The organism is Bradyrhizobium sp. McL0615 (genome assembly GCF_049993905.1).
Taxonomy (GTDB): domain Bacteria; phylum Pseudomonadota; class Alphaproteobacteria; order Rhizobiales; family Xanthobacteraceae; genus Bradyrhizobium.
In genome coordinates this window covers 5,778,135-5,801,033 of sequence record NZ_CP188254.1, presented here as the reverse complement: position 1 = coordinate 5,801,033, position 22,899 = coordinate 5,778,135, and the positions used below count along the sequence as shown (strand labels likewise).

General features: G+C 63.2%; 20 protein-coding genes. 14 read left to right on the top strand and 6 right to left on the bottom strand.

The genetic code is table 11. The features are described 5' to 3' along the window. Positions 1-55 precede the first annotated feature (55 nt). Positions 56-1,291, bottom strand: coding sequence for a cytochrome c (locus ACPPVP_RS27755; RefSeq protein ID WP_426526379.1), 1,236 nt, complete (start codon positions 1,289-1,291; stop codon positions 56-58). 269 nt (positions 1,292-1,560) lie between these two features. Between ACPPVP_RS27755 and ACPPVP_RS27750 the strand changes: the two genes are divergently transcribed. Next, positions 1,561-5,061: an indolepyruvate ferredoxin oxidoreductase family protein gene (locus ACPPVP_RS27750; protein ID WP_426526377.1), complete on the top strand. Its 3,501-nt coding sequence runs from the start codon at positions 1,561-1,563 to the stop codon at positions 5,059-5,061. 177 nt (positions 5,062-5,238) lie between these two features. Here the strand turns inward: ACPPVP_RS27750 and ACPPVP_RS27745 are convergent, their stop codons facing one another. After that, positions 5,239-6,975 (bottom strand): adenylate/guanylate cyclase domain-containing protein, encoded by a 1,737-nt coding sequence (locus ACPPVP_RS27745; RefSeq protein ID WP_426526375.1) that lies wholly within the window; start codon positions 6,973-6,975, stop codon positions 5,239-5,241. A gap of 1,121 nt (positions 6,976-8,096) precedes the next feature. Here ACPPVP_RS27745 and ACPPVP_RS27740 point away from each other — a divergent pair. From ACPPVP_RS27740 to ACPPVP_RS27710, 7 genes are all read left to right on the top strand, one after another. Next, positions 8,097-9,245 (top strand): thiolase domain-containing protein, encoded by a 1,149-nt coding sequence (locus tag ACPPVP_RS27740; RefSeq protein WP_426526373.1) that lies wholly within the window; start codon positions 8,097-8,099, stop codon positions 9,243-9,245. Further along, positions 9,245-9,634 (top strand): Zn-ribbon domain-containing OB-fold protein, encoded by a 390-nt coding sequence (locus ACPPVP_RS27735; RefSeq protein WP_426526371.1) that lies wholly within the window; start codon positions 9,245-9,247, stop codon positions 9,632-9,634. The genes ACPPVP_RS27740 and ACPPVP_RS27735 overlap by 1 nt, the downstream gene beginning before the upstream one ends. A 192-nt stretch (positions 9,635-9,826) precedes the next feature. After that, entirely contained in the window at positions 9,827-10,687 is an 861-nt protein-coding gene (locus tag ACPPVP_RS27730) for a MaoC/PaaZ C-terminal domain-containing protein (RefSeq protein ID WP_426526370.1), read from the top strand. Between the two features lie 174 nt (positions 10,688-10,861). After that, positions 10,862-11,743 (top strand): SDR family oxidoreductase, encoded by an 882-nt coding sequence (locus ACPPVP_RS27725; RefSeq protein ID WP_426526368.1) that lies wholly within the window; start codon positions 10,862-10,864, stop codon positions 11,741-11,743. A gap of 95 nt (positions 11,744-11,838) precedes the next feature. Then, a complete protein-coding gene (locus ACPPVP_RS27720) occupies positions 11,839-12,795 on the top strand; it encodes a dihydrodipicolinate synthase family protein (protein WP_426526366.1) in 957 nt (318 codons plus the stop codon). 152 nt (positions 12,796-12,947) lie between these two features. Beyond that, a complete protein-coding gene (locus tag ACPPVP_RS27715) occupies positions 12,948-13,748 on the top strand; it encodes an NUDIX hydrolase (RefSeq protein WP_426526364.1) in 801 nt (266 codons plus the stop codon). A 94-nt stretch (positions 13,749-13,842) separates the two neighbouring features. After that, entirely contained in the window at positions 13,843-14,766 is a 924-nt protein-coding gene (locus tag ACPPVP_RS27710) for a DMT family transporter (RefSeq protein ID WP_426526362.1), read from the top strand. 7 nt (positions 14,767-14,773) lie between these two features. Here ACPPVP_RS27710 and ACPPVP_RS27705 read toward each other — a convergent pair whose 3' ends face one another. Further along, entirely contained in the window at positions 14,774-15,196 is a 423-nt protein-coding gene (locus ACPPVP_RS27705; RefSeq protein WP_426526360.1) for a nuclear transport factor 2 family protein, read from the bottom strand. Between the two features lie 74 nt (positions 15,197-15,270). On the opposite strand from ACPPVP_RS27705, the gene ACPPVP_RS27700 reads away from it, so the two are divergent. The 3 genes from ACPPVP_RS27700 (at position 15,271) to ACPPVP_RS27690 (ending at position 19,237) form a co-directional block, all read left to right on the top strand. Beyond that, positions 15,271-16,047, top strand: coding sequence for a helix-turn-helix domain-containing protein (locus tag ACPPVP_RS27700; protein WP_426526358.1), 777 nt, complete (start codon positions 15,271-15,273; stop codon positions 16,045-16,047). 148 nt (positions 16,048-16,195) lie between these two features. Beyond that, the gene (locus ACPPVP_RS27695; protein ID WP_426526356.1) at positions 16,196-18,874 is read left to right on the top strand and encodes a PAS domain S-box protein; all 2,679 of its coding nucleotides are present in this window, start codon (positions 16,196-16,198) and stop codon (positions 18,872-18,874) included. A gap of 9 nt (positions 18,875-18,883) precedes the next feature. Next, positions 18,884-19,237, top strand: coding sequence for a cupin domain-containing protein (locus tag ACPPVP_RS27690; RefSeq protein ID WP_426526354.1), 354 nt, complete (start codon positions 18,884-18,886; stop codon positions 19,235-19,237). Between the two features lie 27 nt (positions 19,238-19,264). On the opposite strand, the gene ACPPVP_RS27685 is transcribed toward ACPPVP_RS27690, so the two are convergent. Further along, complete coding sequence (locus ACPPVP_RS27685; RefSeq protein WP_426538098.1) at positions 19,265-19,615, bottom strand: GrlR family regulatory protein; 351 nt, start codon at positions 19,613-19,615, stop codon at positions 19,265-19,267. A 238-nt stretch (positions 19,616-19,853) separates the two neighbouring features. Between ACPPVP_RS27685 and ACPPVP_RS27680 the strand changes: the two genes are divergently transcribed. After that, positions 19,854-20,285 carry a hypothetical protein gene (locus tag ACPPVP_RS27680; RefSeq protein ID WP_426526352.1) on the top strand — a complete coding sequence of 144 codons (432 nt, stop codon included), beginning with the start codon at positions 19,854-19,856 and terminating at the stop codon, positions 20,283-20,285. A gap of 176 nt (positions 20,286-20,461) precedes the next feature. Here the strand turns inward: ACPPVP_RS27680 and ACPPVP_RS27675 are convergent, their stop codons facing one another. Then, the gene (locus ACPPVP_RS27675; RefSeq protein WP_426538096.1) at positions 20,462-20,845 is read right to left on the bottom strand and encodes a VOC family protein; all 384 of its coding nucleotides are present in this window, start codon (positions 20,843-20,845) and stop codon (positions 20,462-20,464) included. A 270-nt stretch (positions 20,846-21,115) separates the two neighbouring features. Here ACPPVP_RS27675 and ACPPVP_RS27670 point away from each other — a divergent pair, with 270 nt between their 5' ends. Together ACPPVP_RS27670 and ACPPVP_RS27665 are read left to right on the top strand one after the other, a co-directional pair. Next, positions 21,116-21,712: a hypothetical protein gene (locus tag ACPPVP_RS27670; RefSeq protein WP_426526351.1), complete on the top strand. Its 597-nt coding sequence runs from the start codon at positions 21,116-21,118 to the stop codon at positions 21,710-21,712. 144 nt (positions 21,713-21,856) lie between these two features. After that, complete coding sequence (locus ACPPVP_RS27665) at positions 21,857-22,321, top strand: hypothetical protein (protein WP_426526349.1); 465 nt, start codon at positions 21,857-21,859, stop codon at positions 22,319-22,321. 15 nt (positions 22,322-22,336) lie between these two features. On the opposite strand, the gene ACPPVP_RS27660 is transcribed toward ACPPVP_RS27665, so the two are convergent. After that, positions 22,337-22,705 carry a hypothetical protein gene (locus tag ACPPVP_RS27660; protein ID WP_426526347.1) on the bottom strand — a complete coding sequence of 123 codons (369 nt, stop codon included), beginning with the start codon at positions 22,703-22,705 and terminating at the stop codon, positions 22,337-22,339. Positions 22,706-22,899: the final 194 nt, after the last annotated feature.

The window sequence follows — 22,899 nt, the reverse complement described above, 5'->3', positions numbered from 1 at the left end:
GTCTGTGGCTGCATGGTTCGAGACGCCGCTGCGGGGCTCCTCACCATGAGGTTTGCTACTTCGCCCGCCGCGCTTTCGCGACCTGGTCCGCCGTCACCAGCGGCGCGGCATTACCCCAGGCATTGCGGATGTAATTCGTCATATCGGCAATCTGCTGGTCGGTCATCTTGGCGGCATAGGCCGGCATCGATCCCTTGTTGGGCGCGCGCGGCGTCGTCACGGTCTCCGCGCCGTCGAGGATGATGCGCAGCGTGCTCAAGGCGTCGGCGGATTGTAGGTTGGCGTTGCCGGGCAGCGGCGGATAGATCCGCGGCGCGCCCGAGCCGTCGTTCTCGTGGCAGGCGACGCAGGCGCCGTCGTAGAGTTTCTTGCCTTCCGCCAGTTGCGCCGGCGAGGGCGCGGTGACCTTCGGCTCCGCCCTACCTGCCGGCAGGCCCTTCAGGTAAACCGCGATCGCCCTGACATCCGCACCGCTCATCCTGGAAGTCGAATTGACCACGACCTCCGACATCAATTCGCCGGCATGGCTCTTGCCGTTGCGGCCGCTCTGCAGATATTCGGTGATATCTTCCACGCTCCAGGATTTCAGGCCGCTGCGCGCGGCGCCATCGAGCCTTGGTGCAAACATGCCGGCGATCCGCCCGCCGCCATAGGCCCGGCCGCGCTTGTCCGCGCCAAACATGTTCTTCGGCGTATGGCAGGCGCCGCAATGCGCGACGCCCTCGACCAGATAGCGGCCGCGATTCCACTCCGCGCTCTTCTGCTGGTCCGGCATCAATATGCCGGGTTTGAAGAACAACCAGTTCCAGCCGCGCATCACGAAGCGATAGTTGAACGGAAAGCGTAGCTCGGGTGCGCGCGGCGCATTGCTCACCGGCGTCAGCGTCGCCAGATAGGCGCGGATGGCAAAAATGTCCTGCCGCGTCAGTTTCGTGAAATTCGGATAGGGAAAGGCCGGGTAATAACGCGAGCCGTCGCGTGCGACGCCGAAGCGCAGGGCGCTGTAGAAATCGTCATCGCTCCAGGCGCCCAGGCCCGTCTCGCGGTCCGGCGTCAGATTGGGCGAATAGATGCCGCCGAACGGCGTATCGATCCGCTTTCCGCCCGCGAATGGCTTGGCGGGGTCAGCGGTGTGGCAGCTTGCGCAGTCGCCGGCTTCCGTCAGCGCCTTGCCGCGCGCGATGTCCTCTTCGGTGATCGGCTCAGCGATTGGCTGGAGCTTGATCTGGGCATGGCCCGCGCCCACAGCGAGCGCAGTGCACAAAAGCAAGCCGGCGAGAATCGTCCGCATGTCGTCCCTGCACCTATTGGCCTCTTCGGGCGTTATAGCGTGAAAGCGGGGAGTGTGGCGACGTCATGCCGTTTCGCGCCAAGGCTCCCGGAAGACACAAACCGAAAAGCCGCGCCGCCATTCCCGGCACGAAGTTGCGATCTTTGAAACCGGGGCTCCATTGCCGAGATTTGTAGTGCGTGGCCAGGAAAATCCGACATAGACTGGTTCTAACAAGCTCAGATGACTAGCTAAAAACAGTCGTCCCGATCAAGGCTCAAGAGGGTGCAATGGGAATAAACCAGGGTCCGATCAGTCTCGATCAGAAATACACCCAAGGCACCGGCCACATCTTCCTGACCGGCATCCAGGCGCTGGTCCGCCTGCCGATGGCGCAGATCCGCCGCGACCGTGCCGCGGGGCTGAACACCGCAGGCTTCATCTCCGGCTACCGCGGCTCCCCGTTGGGCGGCTACGACCAGCAGCTCTTTGCGGCCCGAAAACACCTCGAACAGTACAACATCAAGTTTCAGCCAGGCGTGAATGAAGACTTGGCGGCGACCGCGGTCTGGGGCTCGCAGCAGCTCAATCTGTCGCCCGGCGCCAAATACGATGGCGTGGTCGCCATCTGGTACGGCAAGGGCCCGGGCGTCGACCGCTGCGGCGACGTATTCAGGCACGGCAATACCGCAGGCTCGGCCAAGAATGGCGGCGTGCTCGTCCTTGCCGGCGACGACCACGGCGCCAAATCCTCCACCGTCCCGCATCAGTCCGACCACGCCTTCATCTCCGCGCTGATGCCTTATCTTTATCCCTCCAGCATCCATGAAATGATCGAGATGGGTCTGCTGGGCATCGCGATGTCGCGCTACTCCGGTTGCTGGGTCGGCATGAAGGTGATCACCGAGACGGTGGAAACCACCGCCGAGATCGACCTCACCGACGAGATGACGCCATTCGTGATCCCGACCGATTTCGAGATGCCGCCCGGCGGCCTCAATCTGCGCTGGCCCGACGATCGCTTTGCGCAGGACCTGCGGCTGCAGGACTACAAGGGCTATGCCGCGATTGCGTTTGCCCGCGCCAACAAGATCAACCGCATCACCATGGATTCGCCGAACGCCCGCTACGGCATCATGGCGTCGGGCAAGAGCTACGAGGATATCCGCCAGGCACTGCGCGAACTCGGGATCACCGAGGAGGTCGCCGCCAAGATCGGGCTCAGACTCTACAAGATCGGCATGCCTTGGCCGCTGGAGCCGGAAGGCGTACGCAAATTCGCGGTCGGACTCGAAGAGATCTTTATCGTCGAAGAGCGCCGCGAGATCGTCGAGAACCAGGTCAAGCAGGAGCTGTTCAACTGGCGCGACGACGTCCGCCCGCGCATCGTCGGCAAGATGGACGATCACGACAAGCGTTTTCTCACTTTCGCCGCCGAACTCAGCGTCGCTTCGCTCGCCAGTTCGCTGACCGAACGCCTGCTTCGACTTAATCTCAACCCTGAGATCGCGGCGATGCTCCGCGCCAAGGCCGACTGGTTCAACGGCCGGCAGGCGACCCAGATGCAGGCGGTCGCGCCGGTTACCCGCACACCTTATTTCTGCTCCGGCTGCCCGCACAACACCTCGACCAAGGTGCCCGAGGGCAGCCGCGCCTTTGCCGGCATCGGCTGCCATTTCATGGCGCTGTGGATGGACCGCTCGACCGAGACCTACACCCATATGGGAGGCGAGGGCGTGCCGTGGGTTGGCGTCGCTCCCTTCACCAAGGAAGAGCACGTGTTCGCCAATCTCGGCGACGGCACCTACTTCCATTCCGGCAGCCTCGCGATCCGGCAGGCGGTCGCCTCCGGCGCCAACATCACCTACAAGCTGCTCTACAACGACGCGACCGCGATGACCGGCGGCCAGCATGTCGACGGCGATTTGTCGCCGCAGCAGATCACCTTCCAGCTTCATTCGGAAGGCATCCGCAACATCTATCTCGTCTCCGAAACTCCCGAGGCCTATCCGGCGTCCGACATCGCGCCCGGCGTCAAGGTCGCGCATCGCGACGACCTCGACGCGGTCCAGAAGACCTGCCGCACGCTGAAGGGCACTTCGGCGATCGTCTTCGTGCAGACCTGCGCCGCTGAAAAACGCCGCCGCCGCAAGCGCGGCCTGATGGAGGATCCGGCGCGCCGCGTCATGATCAATCCGGCCGTCTGCGAAGGTTGCGGCGATTGCTCGGTGCAGTCGAACTGCATTTCGGTCGAGCCGCTCGAAACCGAGATGGGCCGCAAGCGCACCATCAACCAGTCGACCTGCAACAAGGACTATTCCTGCGTGAAGGGCTTTTGCCCGTCCTTCGTCACCATCGACGGCGGCAAGCCGCGCCGCCGTGCGCCGGCCAACCCTGGCGACGCCGGCGACATCGGCGATCTGCCCGAGCCGGCCTCGTTCCCCTCGCTGGAGCGGCCCTACAACATCGCGGTCGGCGGCGTCGGCGGCACCGGCGTGCTGACCATCGGCGCGCTGCTCGGCATGGCCGCGCATATCGAGGGCAAGGCCAGCATGATCCTGGACATGTCCGGCCTTGCGCAAAAGGGCGGCGCGGTGCTGAGCCATGTCCGGCTTTCCGAACACACCGCCGACGTCACCTGTTCGCGCATCGTCACCGGCACCGCCGATCTGGTGATGGCCGCCGACGAGGTGGTCGCCGCCGCCAAGGACACGATTACGCTCTGTGAAGCGACCCGCACCGTCGGCGTCATCAACACCCACGTCATTCCGACCGCCGACTTCATCCTCAACCGCGACTTCAACTTCCAGAGCCGCAAGGTCAACCACGTGCTGGAGACCGAGCTGCGCAAGGACTCTTCTTTCTACGATTTCACCAAGCCGGCCGAAGCGCTGCTCGGCGACTCCATCGCCACCAACATCATGATGCTGGGCTACGCCTACCAGAAAGGGCTGCTGCCGCTGTCGGCGAAGGCCATTTTGCAGGCGATCGAGGTCAACGGCGTTTCGATCAAGATGAACACGCAAGCCTTCCAGCTCGGCCGTCTCGCCGCGGCTGATCCGGCGCGGCTCGAGGGCATGATGAAGGGTCAGGACGAGCCGGTGGTAACGAAGACGCTGGACGCCATGACGCTCGATGAGGTCATCGCCCATCGCAGCGACTTCCTGACCTCCTATCAGGGGCGCGGACTAGCCGAACGCTACCAGAGCCTCGTGAAGCGCGTTCGCGATGCCGCTATCGACGGCGGTTATGGCGACGCGTTGCCGCGCGCGGTCGCAATCAACTACGCCAAGCTGCTTGCGTACAAGGACGAATACGAAGTCGCGCGCCTGTTCACCGACGGCAAGTTCGAAAAACAGCTCCGCGACCAGTTCGAAGGCGAGTTCAAGTTCAACTTCAATCTTGCGCCACCGATCCTCGGCGGTGGCAAGGATGCGCTCGGCCGCCCGAAGAAGCGCGCCTTCGGCGCCTGGATGATGCCGGTGTTCCGGACGCTGGCGAAACTCCGCTTCCTGCGCGGCACGCCATTCGACATTTTTGGCTACAGCCCCGACCGCAAGCTCGAGCGCGATCTCATTGCAGGCTACGAGAAAGACGTCGCTACCGTGCTCGGCCTGCTGTCGCCGATGACGCACGATACGGCGGTCGAGATCCTCTCGCTGCCCGACCGCATCCGCGGCTACGGCCCGGTCAAGGAGAAGGCCGTGCAGGACGCCAAGGCGCGCTACGCGCAACTAGCCGCCGATCTCGTCAATCCGCCGCCGGCACCGCGGCAGATCGCGGCGGAGTAGGGCACTAACCCTCACGGAGGTGCGAAGCGCAGTCGCCGGACGACGCTTCGTATCGCCGGGAGAATCACGCGGCCCCAATCTCGACCGCCGCCATCCTTCGAGACGACCGCTTCGCGATCCCCTCAGGTGGCCGCTTTGGGTCATTCGATCACCTTATTGGCACAAGTTTGCGCGGGTTCATTCGGGCAACCCCGCTTTCCGAAGTCCCTCAATCAACAGCTTCGCGTTTGATTGCCCGCCACGAGCAATCCACGAAGAGATTGTAAACTTAGGATCGTGCTCAAGCAGACGAGCCGCCGCCTCACGGGCCTCTTCGTCACGTCCGAGATGAGCGAAAGCGGATGCGAGACAGCGGTGAGCCGGCGCAAAGAAGGGGTTCTGACGCAGGGCTTTTTTAACTGCGGCGACAGCCTCGTCAAAGCAGCGAAGCTCAGTAAAGGCGTATCCAATCCCAGTAAATGACCGGTGTAGCAGCGGGTCTACTGGGTTCATGCGAATGGCACGTTCAAAGCTCTGGATCGCTTCCTCCGGCCGCCCCGCATTTCTATAGACCCAGCCTCTAAAGTGCCAAGCGATAAATGAATTGGGATTGAGCGCGACCGACCTGTCTGCCATTTCGATCTCACTTTCACAATCGCCGACCATGTACGCCGAGATAAAGGCAGCCCAAGCCAGCGTTTCCGGGTCACTATCGTCGAGGCTCAATGCCAAGCGAAGCAGCCGGATTGCTTCCTCGCGGTCGAATTGGGGATCGATAGTGTAGCCCCAAACGACGTTGTGCATGTGGCAGGCACCTGCCAGCGCAGCGACAGAACTGAAGCGAGGGTCTAGCTCCAGAGCACGACGAGCGAGCTGGAGCGCTTCGGTCTCCCCTTCGCGGGTCGCTAGGTAAAACTGCTGCATGGCTCGGAGAAAAAGGTCATAGGCGGTAAGGTTCTCTGGTCTCCGCCGGGCCGCCATTGCAATTTCTGTTTGAAGCAATTTTGGCTGAATGGCTGAGACAACCGCGACCGTCACTTCGTCCTGCAGGGCGAAAACGTCGGTCAAGTCGCGTTCAAATCTGTCCGCCCAAATGTGTGCGCCCGTAATCGCATCGATCAGCTGTCCTGTGATACGGACTTTCCCCGAAGCCTTGCGTACAGCTCCCTCAAGGACGTAGCGCACACCAAGCCTGCGTCCGACTTCCTTGATATCGACGGCTCGGCCTTTGAAGGTGAAGCTCGAATTGCGAGCGATTACGAACAGCGATTTGAACCGCGAGAGTGCGGTGATGATCTCCTCAACCATCCCATCGGCAAAATACTCCTGCTCGGGATCCCCGGACATGTTCTGGAACGCCAGAACCGCAATAGAAGGCTTGTCTGGAAGTGGAGGGGCCGCACTCATCAACACGCCACGCGCTGCCGCGCGTACAGCGTAAGCGCGGACCGGCTTGGTGATGTTCTTGAGTTGCTGCTCGCCACGATCTTCGAAGCCAACGTCCAGCTTGTCTCCGACTTCGCTGTACACCTTCTCCGAAATCAGGATGCCGCCCGGATCGGCGGCGCCCTCCAGCCGGACCGCAATGTTGATCCCGTCGCCGTAGAGGTCACCGTCCTGCCCAACGATAACGTCACCAAGGTTAAGCCCGATGCGTAACCTTAGGGGACTGCTGCTCGCTGCGAGATGATCCTGTATCTCAACCGCACATCTCATGGCGGCTAAGGGACTGGCGAACTCGGCGAGCGCGCCATCACCCGTTGTCTTTATAAGTCGCCCTTCGTGGCGGCAGAAGCTAGGCTCGATCAATTCTCGCTTGAGCTGTTCGAACTCGGCATGGGTAGCTTCCTCAGCGCGTTGCATCAACGCGGAGTAACCGACCACGTCAGCGGCCAAGATCGCCGCTAGTCGCCTTTGAATCCGCTGCTCGGTCACAGCGCCCTCCAAACGGCCAGACCAACCACGTCGCTGGGACAAGGAGGAACCTAGCACTTTGTTGCGCACCTGTGGGCGGTAATCGGAGGAGCCCGATTGCCTCATGTGGCATCTTGCCGGGCCTGTGGCACATGAACGTGCGTCAACTCGGAAGGTCCGAGTTGGGTCATTCGCGTCGATCTTGGTACGTCCGCATCATGTCCGATTATGGGTTAACCTCGGAAATGCTGTTGTTCGTTTTCCATTGAAGGCATCTCCGTTGCTCTTGCCGGTCGCCCGACGGGCAGCTCGGTAAGCGTTTCGGGTGTGCGACTGCCCGACCCGCTAACCCAAATCCATGAAAAGCGCTGCGCGAAAAAACGAATTTCATCAGCTGATTCAACGCGATTTGGGTCGTCCAGTTTGTGCGGCAAAAATATACCGCTTCGCATTTCCCCCAAATCAGCTCCATCTTCGCGCGATCCCGCCTCATCGAAGAGGGGCGTACGCGTCGTCACGATACGTGGAGTGCGGGGAGCGGTGGACGCGAGGCGGCCGCGCGCGCGAGGCATTGCAGGGCGGTTTCAGGCTTCGTGCTTGAGACTGTGAGCGATTGATCCGCGCAGGACGAGCGGCGTTGTTGCGTACGGCAAAAGCGTGTGGTTCTGGCACCCGTGGCTGGTGTCAAATCGGCGGAGGTTTTCGCGAGGCCCAACCGGGTTCGCAAGACCGTCAATTCGCCGATGACGGAGGCAAGAGGAATTCGTCTCCGGGGAGAGCGCGCCATAAGCCGTTAAACCATTGCGCAGGGAAGGCAGGATGCTCTCCGCTGGACCTGTATGCTCGTGTGCGCACTTCTTTGTGCCATTGCACGCGAGATCGCGGGTGCAGCGCGCACCCGGTCTTCCCTGCGCCCTCTCATTCCTGAGCGGGCAAGCGGCCAGGCACAACTCGGGCGCGTCGCGCCGCGGGAACGCGCTGGCATATCGGCGCTCCAGACTTGATACGATTTCGGCCGATAATCATCCCGAGTTGAGTCCAGTCGCTAGCTGTCTCGCCCTGCGGAATATCTCGGCGCTTGCCAAGGCAGCCCTGACAGGTCAGAAAAAAAGCCGGAAGAAGAAACGCCAACGGAGAACGATTTGACCATCAAGGGCAAAGCCTACATTGCCGGGATCTACGAGCATCCCACCCGGCACGCACCCGACAAATCAACCGCGCAGCTGCACGCCGAGGTCGCCAAGGGTGCGATCGAGGATGCCGGGCTCACCAAAGCCGACATTGACGGCTATTTCTGCGCCGGCGACGCCCCCGGCGGCCTTTGGCCGATGGTCGATTACCTCGGCCTCAAGGTTCGCCATATGGATTCCACCGATACCGGCGGCTGTTCCTATTTGATCCATGTCGGCCACGCGGCCGAGGCGATCGCAGCCGGCAAGTGCTCGATCGCGCTGATCACCTTGGCGGGCAAGCCGCGCACCGGCCCGATGCCGCCGCGCGCGGCCGGCGCGGAGGTGGATTTCGAGGCCGCCTACGGCGCCACCACCCACAATGCCTACGGCATGTGTGCCATGCGCCATATGCACGACTATGGCACCACCAGCGAGCAGCTCGCCTGGATCAAGGTCGCAGCCTCCCATCACGCCCAGTACAACCCGCACGCGATGCTGAAAGAGGTCGTGACCGTCGAGGACGTGCTGAACTCGCCGATGATCTCCGACCCGCTGCACCGCATGGACTGCTGCGTCGTCACCGACGGCGGCGGCGCGCTGATCGTTACCACGCCGGAAATCGCCAAGAGCCTGAAGAAGCCGCTGGTGCGGTTGATCGGCCATGGCGAGGCCATGAAGGGCCCGCGCGGCGGCAAGGATCTCGACCTGACTTATTCGGCCGGCGTGTGGTCAGGACCGCGCGCGTTCGAAGAGGCCGGCATCACGCCAAAGGATATCAAATACGCCTCGATCTATGACAGCTTCACCATCACCGTGCTGATGCAGCTCGAGGACCTCGGCTTTTGCAAGAAGGGCGAGGGCGGCAAGTTCGTCGCCGACGGCAATCTGATTTCCGGCGTCGGCAAGCTGCCGTTCAACACTGATGGCGGCGGGCTTTGCAGCAACCACCCCGTCAACCGCGGCGGCATGACAAAAATCATCGAAGCGGTGCGCCAGCTGCGCGGCGAAGCCCACCCGAAGGTGCAGGTGCAAAACTGCGATCTCGCGGTTGCCCACGGCACCGGCGGCCTTCTCGGCGTGCGCCATGCCGCCTCAACCTGCATCCTGGAGCGCGTGTGATGGCTGAAGCCAAAAAGTATCCGACCCCTGTCACCAATCCCGAAACCGCACAGTTCTGGGAAGCGGCCAAGGCCGGCAAGTTCATGATCAAGCGCTGCACCGCCTGCGGCGAGCCGCATTACTTCCCGCGCTCGATCTGCCCGTTCTGCTTCTCCGACAAGACCGTGTGGGAAGAGAGCTCGGGTGAAGCCACGATCTACACCTACAGCCTGATGCGCAAATCGCCGACCGGTCCTTACGCGATCGCCTATGTCACGCTGAAGGAAGGCCCGTCGCTGCAGACCAACATCGTCGACTGCGATCTGGAGAAACTGAAGATCGGCCAGAAGGTGAAGGTGGTGTGGAAGCCAACCGACGGCGCGCCATTGCCGTTCTTCACGGCGGCTTAGATCCTTCCTTCTCCCCTTGTGGGAGAAGGTGGCGCGAAGCGCCGGATGAGGGGTTCTATCCGCGAGCAGTGTGTTTGCGGAGCCAACCCCTCACCCAACTGAGTTTGACGCGCTGCCGGTGTGGCCCTCTCCCACAAGGGGAGAGGGCACATTAACGGGCACCGCGAAGAAAGTGTTCGGGAGAGAAACGAAATGCCGATCAACTATGAACAGCTGATGGCCCTGAAAAATCTCGGTCAGAAATACGCCTACACCGACCGCGAGGTGATGCTCTACGCCTACGGCATCGGGATGGGTGCCGACCCCATGGACGAGAGCGAGCTCGCCTACGTCAACGAAGGCACCTTCACCCCGCGGCCGCTCAAGGTGGTGCCGACCTTCGCTTCCGTGGCGGCGTGGGGTGCCGGTCCTGGCGAGATGAATCTCAACCGGGTGATGGTGGTCGACGGCGAGCGCGACATCACCTTCCACAAGCCGCTGCCGGGCGCTGCGAAAATCACGGCCGACTCGACGGTGCTCGACGTCTTTGACAAGGGCAAGGACAAGGGCGCGGTCATCCGGCACCAGACCGTGCTGAAGGACGAGAACGGCGACAAGCTAGCCACGCTGGTGGCCTCGCGCTTCGCGCGTGGCGACGGCGGCTTTGGCGGGCCGTCCGAAGGCCAGCCCGAGCCGCACAAGGTGCCGGGCAGGGCTCCCGACAAGATCGTCGACATCACGACCCGGCCGGATCAGGCGCTGGTCTATCGCCTCTGCGGCGACCGCAATCCGCTGCACTCGGATCCCGAGTTTGCCAGGAAGGCCGGCTTCCCGAAGCCGATCCTGCACGGCATGTGCACCTACGGCATCACCTGCCGCGGCGTGCTGCAGACCTATGCCGACTATGATCCGTCCGCCTTCAAGCAGCACGTCGCGCGCTTTTCCTCGCCGGTGTTCCCCGGCGAGACCGTGACGATGGAATTGTGGAAGGATGGCAACGTGGTCTCGTTCGAGGCCAAGGTGAAGGCGAGGGGCGTCACCGTGATCAAGAGCGGGAAAACGGTGCTGGGTTAGACGGTGCGCTCCCTCGCCCCGCTCTTGCGGGGAGAGGGCTGGGGTGAGGGGCTCTCACCGCGAGTCTGGTGTCGCCGGACAGACCTGTACCCCCTCACCCGGATCGCAAGGGCGATCCGACCTCTCCCCGCAAGCGGGGCGAGGTAAGGAAGTAAGAACAACGGGAGAGACATTATGGGATTACTCGACGGCAAGGTCGCTATCATCACCGGTGCGGGCGGCGGGCTCGGTGAGGCCTACGCAAAGCTGTTCGCGCGCGAGGGCGCAGCTATCGTGGTCAACGACCTCGGCGGACCGCGCGACGGTTCCGGCGCCGACGTTTCGATGGCGCAGAAGGTGGTCAACGCCATCAAGGAGGAGGGCGGCCGCGCCGTCGCCAACGGTTCCGACATCTCGACCATCGCGGGCGGCCAGTCCGTGTTCGACGACGCCATCAAGAATTTCGGCCGCGCCGACATCCTGGTCAACAATGCTGGCATCCTGCTCGACGAGACGTTCGCAAAAGCCAAGGAAGCCAACTGGGACAGGGTGATCAGGGTGCATCTCAAGGGCACCTTCTGCTGCACCCAGCCGGTGTTCAAATGGATGCGTGAAAACGGCGGCGGCGTCATCGTCAACACCTCCTCGACCTCGGGCCTGATCGGCAATTTCGGCCAGACCAATTACGGCGCGGCCAAGGGCGGTATCTGGGGACTGTCGAACGTGCTGGCGATCGAGGGCCGCAAATACAACATCCGGATCTGGACGCTGGCCCCGGGCGCGCTGACCCGGATGACCGCCGACCTGCCGCGCTACAAGGAAAACCCCGGCGCGGCGCTGGGCCCGGACGGCATCGCGCCGGCCGTGCTATACATGGTCAGCGACCTCTCCGGCGACCAGACCGGCAAGGTGCTCGGCGTTTCCGGCCCCCGCGGGGTCCGCGAGATGCGGATGATGGAAATGGAGGGCTGGACGCCGCCGTTTACGGGGTGGAAGGCCGAGGATATCGTGACCCACGCCAACGAAATCTTCTTCTCAGAGGAAGAGATCAAGAAGTCGGCGCGACGATTTAAATAACTGTCGTTCCGGGGCGCGTAGCGAACCCGGAACCTCGAGATTCCGGGTCTGGTCCTTCGGACCATCCCGGAATGACGAAAAGGATAGATGCACACATGACCAAGCTCACCGCCCAGGCTGCAGGCACTTTCGCGATCGCGCCGACGCCGTTCCACGATGACGGCCGCATCGACGAGAAATCCATCGACCGGCTGACCGACTTCTATGCCGAAGTCGGCTGCGACGGCGTCACCGTGCTCGGCATTCTGGGCGAGGCGCCGAAGCTCGACGCCGCCGAGGCAGAGCAGGTGGCCGTTCGCTTCGTCAAGCGCGCCAAGAACATGCAGATCATCGTCGGCGTCTCGGCGCCGGGTTTTGCCTCGATGCGCTCGCTGGCGAAAGCGTCGATGGACGCCGGCGCCGCGGGCGTCATGATCGCGCCGCCGCCGCATTTGCGCACCGACGACCAGATTACCGGCTATTTCAAGCAGGCGCAGGAAGCGATCGGCGACGAGATTCCTTGGGTGCTGCAGGACTATCCGCTGACGCTCAACGTCGTCTTCACGCCCGCCGTGATCCGCAAGATCGTGATGGATAGCCCGTCCTGCGTCATGCTCAAGCATGAGGACTGGCCGGGCCTCGAAAAGATCACCACGCTGCGCGGCTATCAGAAAGACGGCTCGCTGAAGCCGATGTCGATTCTCGTCGGCAATGGCGGCTTGTTCCTCGATTTCGAGATGGAGCGCGGCGCCGACGGCGCCATGACCGGCTACGCCTTCCCGGAATTGCTGATCGATGTCGTGAAGCTGCAAAAGGCCGGCAAGCGCGATGCGGCGCACGATCTGTTTGACGCCCATCTGCCGCTGATCCGCTACGAGCAGCAGCCCGGCGCGGGCCTGTCGGTGCGCAAATACGTGCTGCAGAAGCGCGGTATCATTTCGTCCAGCGCGCAGCGCAAGCCCGGCGCGACCATCACGGCGACCGCAAAGGCGGAAGTCGAGTATCTGTTGTCGCGGGTGGCGCGCGTCGACCGCCGCGCCAATCTGCAACCGCAATCCAGCGCGGCGGGGTAGAAGTCCCTCATGGTGAGGAGGCGCGAAGCGCCGTCTCCGGACGATGCTTCGCATCGCCGGGCGAACCATGAGGCCCCGATGCTTACAAATCATCCTTCGAGACGCGGCCTGACGGCCGTTCCTCAGGATGAGGTCCCGAGGAGTTAGGTGTTATGGCCGAGATCGTCGCCCCGCGTAACGCATCCACCATCTTGCTGCTGCGCGACAGCGCTGCCGCCAAGGAGATCGAAGTCTTCATGATGGTTCGCCATTATGAGATCGACTTCAATTCCGGCGCGCTGGTGTTTCCCGGTGGCAGTGTCGACAAGGGCGACAAGGAGATCATCGCGACGTCAGAGCTTTACTCGGGCGGCGAGGGGCTGGACGAGGCTAAGCTGAGTTTCCGCATCGCCGCGATCCGCGAAACCTTTGAGGAAAGCGGCATCCTGCTGGCGCGGCCGAAGGGCTCGAAGGCGCTGGTCGATGCCAAGCGCGCCAGCGAGATCGAGGCCGCGCATCGCGCTGATTTGTGCGACAGCAAGATCAGCTTCCTCAAGGTGCTGACTGACAACGGCATGGTGCTGGCGCTCGACGAACTCGTGCCCTATGCGCACTGGATCACGCCGGAGGGCATGCCGAAGCGGTTCGACACCTGGTTCTTCCTCGCCGCAGCACCCCCCGAACAGGTCGGCGCCCATGACGGCAAGGAATCCACCGACTCGATCTGGGTATCGCCGCGCGAGGCGCTAGAAGGCGGCGAGACCGGGCGCTTCAAGCTGCCTTTCCCGACCACGCGCAACCTGATCAAGCTCGGCAAGCAGCCAAGCGTGAAGTTGGCGCTCGACGACTCCAGAGGCAAATCGGTCGTCACCGTGACGCCGGTCATGACCAGGAACAATGGCGGCCGCCAGCTCCGGATTCCCGTCGAAGCCGGCTATGACGGCGAGGTGTTCGAGGTCGGCTCGGTCGGTTGAATATTGCTTCCACACTTCGGCGGTTAACGAAGTATCCTGGCGCCCGCCACGCGTAATGTCTGGCCCTGACGTAGCGCAAGACGGGGTCACGGACATGGGCGAGGCCCAACAGAAACATCCCACAATCGCGAGCGAACTGGCGCTGCTGCTGGTGCTCGCGACGCTGTGGGGCGCGTCCTATACATTCCTGAAGATCGCGGTGGCGACGATCCCGCCGGTGACGCTGATCGCGGGCCGCACGTTGATCGCAGGCCTGCTGCTGGTCGCGATCATGCGCTGGCGCGGGATCGCATTGCCAACGGATGCTGTGAACTGGCGGCGCTTCCTGTTCCAGGCCTGCCTCAACAGCGTCATCCCGTGGACCATGGTGGCCTGGGGCACGCGGGCGCTGGATGCCGGTGTGGCAACCATCCTCAATTCGACGGCGCCGATATTCACGTTTTTCCTGACACTCGCGATCACCCGCCACGAGGCGGTGACGTCCCGAAAGCTGGTCGGCGTCGTCGCGGGCATGGTGGGGATCTGCCTGATCGTCGGCATGCAGGCGCTGGCGGGACTGGGCGAGCAATTGGCGGCGCAGATCGTGCTGTTGCTGGCCGCCGTCTGCTACGCGGGGGCGGCGATTTTCGGCCGCGCCTTCAAGGATCTCGACCCCATGGCGCCGGCGGCGGGATCGCTGCTCTGCGGCGCCGCGATCCTGATCCCGCTGAGCCTGGTGGTGGACCGGCCATGGACGCTGGCGCCGTCGATGAATTCGCTGCTGGCGCTGCTCGCCCTCGCGGTGTTTTCCACGGCGTTCGCGTTTGTGATCTATTTCCGCCTGATCCAGACGCTGGGATCGATCGGCGCCACGGCGCAGGCCTATTTGCGGGTGCCGATCGGCGTCGCGGCGAGCGTGGTTTTCCTCGGCGAGCAGTTGAGTTCGACCGCCTGGATCGGGCTCGCCTGTGTCGTCGTCGGTGTCGCCGCGATGACGATCCCGGCGCGAAAGACGAAACCGGTCGAGAACGCGGCCTGAACGGGTTTCACGTCAGAAAGGCATCGACCAACGCCTGGTCCTGGTCGTAGACCCAGCATTCGGAAAGCAGTCCGTCGTGCACGGCGTACACCAGCAAGCGCTCGATTTCGGCCGTCCTGCCGTCGCGTTCGAAACGCTCGCGGAACAGCAGTGCGCCGCGCTCAGGCCCGGCCATGACGTCGACAATGGCGAGCAGCTTGCGATTGGTACGCTGTGTGACTTCGGCCAGGATGCCTAGTGCGGCCGCCTTGCCGGCGTGGTCGCCGGCCAGCGGGTTGCGGCCGAAATAATGCAGTGTGAAGTCGTCATGATAACAAGCAGCGAGCGCCGGACGGTCGCCCGCGAGCCAGGCGCTCGCGTAGCGGCTGACGGCCAGTCGTGTGCGCTCAATCGCGGCTTGGTGCTCGATCTCAGACCGGTTATTTGCCATCGTTGTCCCTTCGCGGATCGTTGCCGTCCCTGACGCTACATCCGTCGGATAATCCGGGCTTTCAAGAACTGGCTATGGACGCAATCGCGGCAGCGAAACTGATCGGGTGGGGCGGGCGGGTGCTGTACCTCGGCCCGGCCTTCGGGCTGTCGCCGCACCGGAATGCGACCGCCGTGCTTGCCGTCGGCCTCGATGCGCCGATCGAAGTCGCCGACAATCCGTCGGACCGCATGACGCATTATCGCGCCGCCCGCAGCGTGCTGATCCTGCCCAACAGCCTGCACCATTTGCGCATCGAACGGGGCCGGATGGCGTTCCTCTATGTCGATCCGTTGGGGCGCGACCTCAAAGCGCTGATCGCGCGGATGACGAACACAACGCCGCGCGCCGCCTTCGACCTCAGGGAAGAGTCCGGCGTGATCGAAATCATGACCGGCCTGGCCGAAAGCCGGATCGCGGCGCAGGATGGACGCTCATCGCTTGGCGAACTGCTGGGAGTGGGGACGCGCGGGAAAGCCAACCCGCGCATCGCCGCAGCGCTACGGCACATGCGGGATGAACCGGCGCGGGCCCACCGGCTGACGACTCTGGCGGCGCGGGCAAGCCTGTCGCCGTCGCGATTTCTCCACCTGTTCAAGGCTGAGACGGGGGTGCCGCTGCGGCGCTACCGCATCTGGAACCGGATGGGCGCGGCGGTACGCGCCAACGGCGAGGGCGCCTCCCTGACCGAAGCGGCCCATGCCGCCGGCTTTGCCAGCTCGGCGCATTTTTCCAGCGCATTTCGCGATATGTTCGGCATGATGCCGTCGGACCTGGTGCGGGCGCTGAGGCCGGGGGTGATCCAGGTGTGACCGGGAGTGATCCAGGTGTGATCGGGCCGCGATCCGTTCGGCCCGGAGGAATCCGGCTGATATACCGCCATTAACCACCGGGCGGCATGTTCCCCACGGCCCGAAATACATCGTATATTGCGCCCGACAGGAGCCCGGCCCGATCAACATGACCGCCGAAACGCCGCCGAATTCGCCGCCGCGATCGTTCTCGCTTTCGATCGGCCAACTGACATTCGGCAGTTTCATGCTGGTGCTGGCGGTGATCATCATCACCTCGACGGCCAGCGTCATCGCCATCCGCCATATCGATGCGACCTTTACCGAGCTGCAGCGGCTGCAGAGCGTCGGCGACCTTGCCGAGGACATCGACCGCCGCATGAACGAATTGCGGCTTGCCGCGCGAGATTTCGTCACCGATCCCGGCAACCAGTCGCTTCAGGTCGCCGAAGCCGCCTCTTCGCTCAGCGAGGTTCTGAAGAAGACGCGGCTGGAGCTTGCCACCGAGCAGCAGGACATGATCGACGGCGTCACCGAGCGCCTGTCGACCTACCGCAGCGGGATCGAACGGATTTCCTCGCTGATCAACCGCCGCGCCGATTTGATCGTTACCTTGCCGCCCTTGCGCGAGAAATTCGATGCCGCGATTGCCGGGACGCTCGATCCCGCCCTTGCGTCGGCATTGCTTCAGGAGCAGAGCCGGATCGCCTCGGCGCTGCTGGCGCATAACCCGTCGGCGGCCTACCAGGCGGCGCAAAGGATGCGCACCATCACCATCGCAGATTCGAACCTGCGGGCGGTCGTCGACGATTATGCGCTGGTGATCGGCAACATATCGACTCGCGAGCAGCAGATATCCGACATCGACAGGGAAGTGCTGAGTGCGGAGGGTCGCCTGATCCAGCGGGTGACGGAGCTGCTGCGCGAAGTCAGCGAGCGGCGGGGCCGTGTTCTCGCCCGCGATTTTGCGCGGACGCTGGCGGAAGCCAAGTGGCAGAGCATCGTGCTCGGGACCGCGGGCGTTCTGATCGGGCTTTTCGCCTCGCTGCTGGTGGTCCGCCGCACCGTGCGGCCGCTGGCCGCGATCGCAAACTCGATCCGTGCGGTCGCCCGCGGTGAACAGAGCGCCTCGATCCCGGCGACGGATGTCGACAACGAGATCGGCGACATCGCGCGCGCCGCGGAGATATTCCGTCGAACGCTGGTCGATGCCGATGCAGCGCGCGAGGCGGCGGTGCGCGCCCTCGCCGAACAACGGCTTGCCGAGGAAAGTTACCGCAAGCTGTTCGAGTCCTCGGTCGACGGAATCTACGTCACGACGCCGAGCGGTTCGCTGCTGAACGCCAACCCGGCGCTGGCGCGGATGATGGGCTATGCAACGCCGCAGGATCTGATCAACGGCATCGGCAGCATCGCGGATACGGTGTATGTCCATCCGGAGGCGCGGGCGGAATACGAGCGCCTGATGCAGCGTGACGGCATGATCCGCGAATATGAATACCAGGTTCGCACGCGCAGCGACTCGGTGCTGTGGCTGTCCGACAGCGCGAGCGCCGTGCACAACGAGGCCGGGGTCATCATCCGTTACGAAGGGACGGTGCGCGACATCACCGACCAGAAGCGCGCCGAGGATGCGATCGCCGAAGGTCGCCGGTTGCTGCAAATGGTGATCGACACCGTGCCCGCGGTCATCAACGTCAAGGACAAGGAGCTCCGCTACGTCCTGATGAACCGCTATATGTCCGGCATTTTCGGGGTCGAGCCGGGAGATGCGATCGGCCGCACCACCGCCGAGCTGATGTCGCGCTACGGCGCGGAAAAGACCAATGAGCCCGACAAGCGGGTACTGGCGGTCGGCAAGGAACTCGGCTTCTACGAGGAGGAATACAAGGATGCCTCCGGCCAGATGCGGCAATGGCTGGTCAACAAGCTGCCGATCCTGGATGCATCCGGCGAGATCGAGAACATCGTGACCGTTGCGCTCGACATCGGGGAGCGCAAGCGCGTCGAATTCGAGATGCGCAAGGCCAAGGACGCGGCCGAGGGGGCGCTGCGGAACTTGCGCGAGACCCAGAACTCGCTGATCGAAGCTGAAAAGCTCGCCGCCCTGGGCCGGCTGGTGGCCGGCGTCGCCCATGAGGTCAACAACCCCGTCGGCATCAGCCTGACGGTCGCGTCCGCACTGGAGCGCAAGACGTCGAACTTCACGGCCGAGGTCGCCCGCGGCGAACTGCGGCGCTCCAGCCTGAACGATTTCCTCGAGACCAGCCGCGATGCGTCGTCGCAGCTGGTCGCCAACCTCAACCGCGCCGCCGAGCTGATCCAGTCGTTCAAACAGGTCGCCGCCGACCGCAACTATTCCGACCAGCGCTCCTTCGACCTAGGCGACCTTACCGAGCAGGTGGTGATGAGCCTGCGGCCGGGCCTGCGCAAACACAATCTGACGCTCAATGTCGAGTGCCAGCCCAATCTGATGATGAACAGCTACCCCGGTCCTTACGGACAGGTGCTCACCAACCTGTTCCTCAATTCGGTGGCGCATGCGTTCCCGGACGGCAAGCCCGGCACGGTCGATATCCAGGTGCGGGAGTCCGGCAAGGACAATGTCGAGATCATCTTCTCGGACAACGGTATCGGCATGAGCCTCGACGTCCGCCGTCGCGCCTTCGATCCGTTTTTCACCACGCGGCGTGATCAGGGCGGCACCGGGCTTGGCCTGCACATCGTCTACAGCATCGTAACGACACGTTTGGGTGGCCGGCTTGATCTTGATTCACAGCCGGGCGGCGGCACGCGCATTCAGATGATCCTGCCGCGCACAGCACCACTCGAACAGGCGGCGGAATAGGGGCCACCGATGTCCGGTGCAATCGATCTGTCAGAAAAGCTGTCCACGTTTGCCGAGCACTGGTCGCCCCGCACGGTGACGCAGTTCAACGACTGTGACGTGATGGTTGTGAAGGTGAAGGGCGAGTTTGTCTGGCACAAGCACGACGACACGGACGATTTCTTTCTCGTCCTGAAGGGCCTGCTGGATATTCAACTTAGAGATAGAACCATCACGCTCGGGCCTGGACAGATGTACGTGGTACCGAAGGGTGTCGAGCATCGGCCCGTTGCGAGGGAAGAGGTGCATCTGCTGTTGATCGAGCCGACCGGCACGCCAAACACCGGAAATGCTGCGACGGCCGCACCACGCAGGACTGCGTGAATAATCGACCGAAGATCGGCGGACGCGCTAACTGATATCCGCCAGCTTGTGCAGCGTGGCGCCGAAGATCTGGCTGGCTTTGCCGACGAGCGCGGTTCCGTTCATGCTGGCGCGGGTGTCGGTAAAAGTTCCGGATACGCCGATGCCGACCGGATTCGGGCCGCCGAACAGCGGATTGTCATTGTCGCGCGGGGTGGTATGGCGCTGCACTAGGACCTCGCCTTTGAAGGTATCGCCCTTCACGGTGTAGCTGCCGGTATAAAACAGATAGGCGTCGCCGCCGAGGATCTGGCCATCGCGGAACAAAATGACGCCGCTGCCCTTGCCGATGCGCCCATCCAGCAGGGTGACGTGGATCGAATAGAGCCCGTTCTTCATGACGTCCCAGTGGCCAGCCGCCGCGCCCACGGAAGCCGGTCAAGGAGTTATGCCAAAGCGTGGCCGGTAGCGTCAACGCGTCAGGTTGACCGAGATTTCTCGCCCAGGAAGCAAGTTTTAATGATGCGACTACAACGCGACGCAAGGATGACAGGCGGCAGGAGGTGAATCAAGTTGGCCCGCGAAATGCATAATCCGAGTTGGCACCGGCCGGCGGGTGCTGGAGCAAGAGAAACAGGTGACCAACTGGATGAATTCCGGCGGCCACGTGCCGCACCTACACATAGAACACAGCAACTTTGGAACCAGCCGCTGGAAAAGGCGGCTGATCGCTGGCGGCGTGTTGCTGATGTTGCCGCTGGCCGCCGATCGTGGTGAGGCTCGCGATCCCGACGGCCGCTATACCAATTCGCCGTTGAAGCAGTGGTTCGATAGTCTGAAAAGTGGCAAGGGGCCCTGCTGTTCCGACGCGGACGGCAGCGCCGTCAGCGACGTCGATTGGGAAACGAAAAGCGGGCACTACCGCGTTCGCATCGACGGCGAGTGGCACGATGTGCCCGAGGATGCCGTCATCACCGAACCGAACCGGGCAGGGCGAACGATGGTCTGGCCGATCCGCGGCTACCTGGGACTGAGCATCCGCTGCTTCATGCCGGGCAGCATGACGTAAGCAACTATCAATCCTCTCGCAGGAATAAGCGCACTTGCGCTTATTCCGAAGCAGCCATTTCAGCGGCGTCTCGAAGGACGCAGGCCCGCCTGTGGCCTCATGGTTCGCCCGGCGATGCGTTGCATCGTCCGGAGACGCGCGTGCCGCGCGCCTCACCATGAGGATCAAACGGCGCGTCAGACGTATTTCTTGTCGCGCTCCAGCAGCTCGATCGAAATGCCCTGCGGTCCGCGGATGAAGCAGATGCGCACGCCGGGACGGATGGTGGTCGGCTCCTTCGTGAACTCGACGCCCTTGGCCTTGATCTCGGCGGCGACCGCGTCGATGTCTTTCACGGCAAGGCCGAAATGGTCGAGACCCTGATAGGGCGTCACCGGCGGGGTGTTGACGCCATCGCCGGCGGTGACGGGCGCAATGAACACATTGGCGCCGCCGAGCTTGACGTCGATCCGCCCGGGACCACGGATGACCTCGCCACCCAGAACGTTCTCCAGCCAGGCCGCGGTGGCCTCGGGATCGGGACTGCGCAGGTGAATATGATCCCAGATAACGGTCGGCATTTCGGTCTCCCTCTTATTGTTGTTGCGGCGCTCGAAGCCGGTTGCAGTGCAGCCAATGTAGCCGCCGTGCATTCGCAATTCCATCCCGGTCGCGGCTGCCGCCGCAATAATGTCGAGGTGCCATGAAACCATTTTCGTCTTAGTTGATTGTTTTCGGGCGGCGGATCCGTACAGCGGCGGTCGTGACAGAAGCCGTACGGGGAAACGCCCGTAGGGCTTTTTTCGTGCGCGGCACGGCAATCGCCGGCGCTGCCGGGTGAGGACACGGCTATGAGAATCGCCGGGTGGTCGTTCGGAAAGTCCGAAGCACGGCTTGCCGTGCTGCCGGCGATCGCCATCGCTGGCTGCGCCATATGGCTGATGCTCCCGCAAGCCAGCGATGCCGAGGGCCATTCCACCGCGACGTCCCCTGAAATTACCCGCGTCACGCTAGATGCATCCCGCAACGATGACCCGGCCGGGGTTCAGGCGATCCTGTCGAGCCCGGCGCCATCTGTAGCTTCCCCTGATGCCAGTCCGGCGGCTGCCGCGCCGACCGACGTCGCGCCGCCGGAAACGGCGGCTTCGCCCAACTCGCCGCTCGACGGGCTGAAAATTATCTCGCAGTCGTGGCGAAGGGGCGGGCTCGGCTCGAAAGCGCTGGTGACCTTCACGCTCCGCAACACCAATGACTACGCCGTGAAAGACATCGAGATTGCCTGTACGTTCGTCCGTCGGGACGGCAGCCATCTGACCGACCGCAGGCGGATCATTCCCGATACCGTGAACATGAAGAGCCGGAAGCGCTACGCCGGCATGCTGGTAGGGTTCGTCAACGTCAACGCAAATAAGGCGAAATGTTCGGTGGTGACGGCCAGCCGAACTTAACCCTTGCGCGATCAATCGGGCATTCCGCCCCCGAAAACGTGATCGCTGCCGTTGAACCTGGCAGGTGAGTCCGGAACTAACTGGTGTATCGCCCGTTAGGCGATTGAACCGCGCGTTGCTCGCGCGGGGGGAGCGAGACTAAAAATGCCCGTAGCGCGTTATTTCCTGTTTGTCGGCGGAGTGTTGCTCGCGCTGTTGTTGGCGGTTGATGCACTCGTTCCACACCAAGCGGTGGTGGCCAGCCAGGCCGGTCCTTCGGTCGACAAGACCGTGGTTCGAATTCGTTCCGACCAGAAGCCGCCGGAGCGGGTGGTCTACGACACCAGCCTTCCGACCATTGTTCCACCCCAGGCCGTGACGGCGCAGGCTATTGCGCCGGTTGCGGCTCCGGCCTCTCTGTTGGCCGACGCCTCCGCCCAGGCCCGTGTGCGGGAGACCTATGCCCAACTCATCCCGGCAGAGGCAAAGAAGCCGGTTCAGCGTAAGCGCAAGATCGCCAGGAGCCGTCCCGCCCAGCCCACGCAGTTCGCGCAGCGGCCGCAAATGCAGGTCGCGCAGCAGTCGCATTTCGGCTTCTTTGGCGGCTCGAACTGGAACAGCACCTGGTAAGGCGCGCCGCCTGATTTAGCGCGGCAGCTTCGGGATCTTATCCGCAAAACCGTTGTAGCAGGTCAGCCGCTCGTCTTCCTCCTTGAGGAAGCGGCATTCGTTGACGGCCTTGGCCGCCGGCGCCTTCGGCTTGGGCTGCGGTGTGTAAACGGCGTCATAGCAATTCAGGCGTTCCTTGGTCGCATCGTCGATGTCCTGGCAAGCCTGCAACTTCTGGGCGGGCGACAAGGGCTTTTCTTTTTCCTTCTTGCCCGCCGCAGCCTTCTTTGACCCGACCACAACCAGCGGTTTGCCGCCAATGGACGGAGGATCGGCCGGGGCGGTGCCCTGAGCCAGCGCCGCCGCCGGATACAGGACCGCCAGCGTCAGGATGATCTTTTTCATGTCGAAATGTCCGAATTGCCGTAAGCCGAACGATCGCGCTTGGGAGACCAGAACTCCCGACCCCTCGGAATCGAGTTCCCGCTGCGCACAGCGTTCTCTAGCATCATCTCCGAGCGTCTGTCTAACCTGTTGATTTAATAGCCATTCAATTGTGCCTGGGACGGCCCGGAAGGCGCTGGCCGGGGGTGCTTGAC

What these genes read in the sequence shown, in the direction of transcription:
- ACPPVP_RS27700 (WP_426526358.1), top strand. Translation starts at nt 15,271, where the DNA reads ATGGACGCAATCGCGGCAGCGAAACTGATCGGGTGGGGCGGGCGGGTG.
- ACPPVP_RS27735 (WP_426526371.1), top strand. Translation starts at nt 9,245, where the DNA reads ATGGCTGAAGCCAAAAAGTATCCGACCCCTGTCACCAATCCCGAAACC.
- ACPPVP_RS27710 (WP_426526362.1), top strand. Translation starts at nt 13,843, where the DNA reads ATGGGCGAGGCCCAACAGAAACATCCCACAATCGCGAGCGAACTGGCG.
- ACPPVP_RS27720 (WP_426526366.1), top strand. Translation starts at nt 11,839, where the DNA reads ATGACCAAGCTCACCGCCCAGGCTGCAGGCACTTTCGCGATCGCGCCG.
- ACPPVP_RS27675 (WP_426538096.1), bottom strand. Translation starts at nt 20,845, where the DNA reads ATGCCGACCGTTATCTGGGATCATATTCACCTGCGCAGTCCCGATCCC.
- ACPPVP_RS27665 (WP_426526349.1), top strand. Translation starts at nt 21,857, where the DNA reads ATGCCCGTAGCGCGTTATTTCCTGTTTGTCGGCGGAGTGTTGCTCGCG.
- ACPPVP_RS27725 (WP_426526368.1), top strand. Translation starts at nt 10,862, where the DNA reads ATGGGATTACTCGACGGCAAGGTCGCTATCATCACCGGTGCGGGCGGC.
- ACPPVP_RS27730 (WP_426526370.1), top strand. Translation starts at nt 9,827, where the DNA reads ATGCCGATCAACTATGAACAGCTGATGGCCCTGAAAAATCTCGGTCAG.
- ACPPVP_RS27695 (WP_426526356.1), top strand. Translation starts at nt 16,196, where the DNA reads ATGACCGCCGAAACGCCGCCGAATTCGCCGCCGCGATCGTTCTCGCTT.
- ACPPVP_RS27690 (WP_426526354.1), top strand. Translation starts at nt 18,884, where the DNA reads ATGTCCGGTGCAATCGATCTGTCAGAAAAGCTGTCCACGTTTGCCGAG.
- ACPPVP_RS27660 (WP_426526347.1), bottom strand. Translation starts at nt 22,705, where the DNA reads ATGAAAAAGATCATCCTGACGCTGGCGGTCCTGTATCCGGCGGCGGCG.
- ACPPVP_RS27685 (WP_426538098.1), bottom strand. Translation starts at nt 19,615, where the DNA reads ATGAAGAACGGGCTCTATTCGATCCACGTCACCCTGCTGGATGGGCGC.
- ACPPVP_RS27705 (WP_426526360.1), bottom strand. Translation starts at nt 15,196, where the DNA reads ATGGCAAATAACCGGTCTGAGATCGAGCACCAAGCCGCGATTGAGCGC.
- ACPPVP_RS27715 (WP_426526364.1), top strand. Translation starts at nt 12,948, where the DNA reads ATGGCCGAGATCGTCGCCCCGCGTAACGCATCCACCATCTTGCTGCTG.
- ACPPVP_RS27755 (WP_426526379.1), bottom strand. Translation starts at nt 1,291, where the DNA reads ATGCGGACGATTCTCGCCGGCTTGCTTTTGTGCACTGCGCTCGCTGTG.
- ACPPVP_RS27750 (WP_426526377.1), top strand. Translation starts at nt 1,561, where the DNA reads ATGGGAATAAACCAGGGTCCGATCAGTCTCGATCAGAAATACACCCAA.
- ACPPVP_RS27670 (WP_426526351.1), top strand. Translation starts at nt 21,116, where the DNA reads ATGAGAATCGCCGGGTGGTCGTTCGGAAAGTCCGAAGCACGGCTTGCC.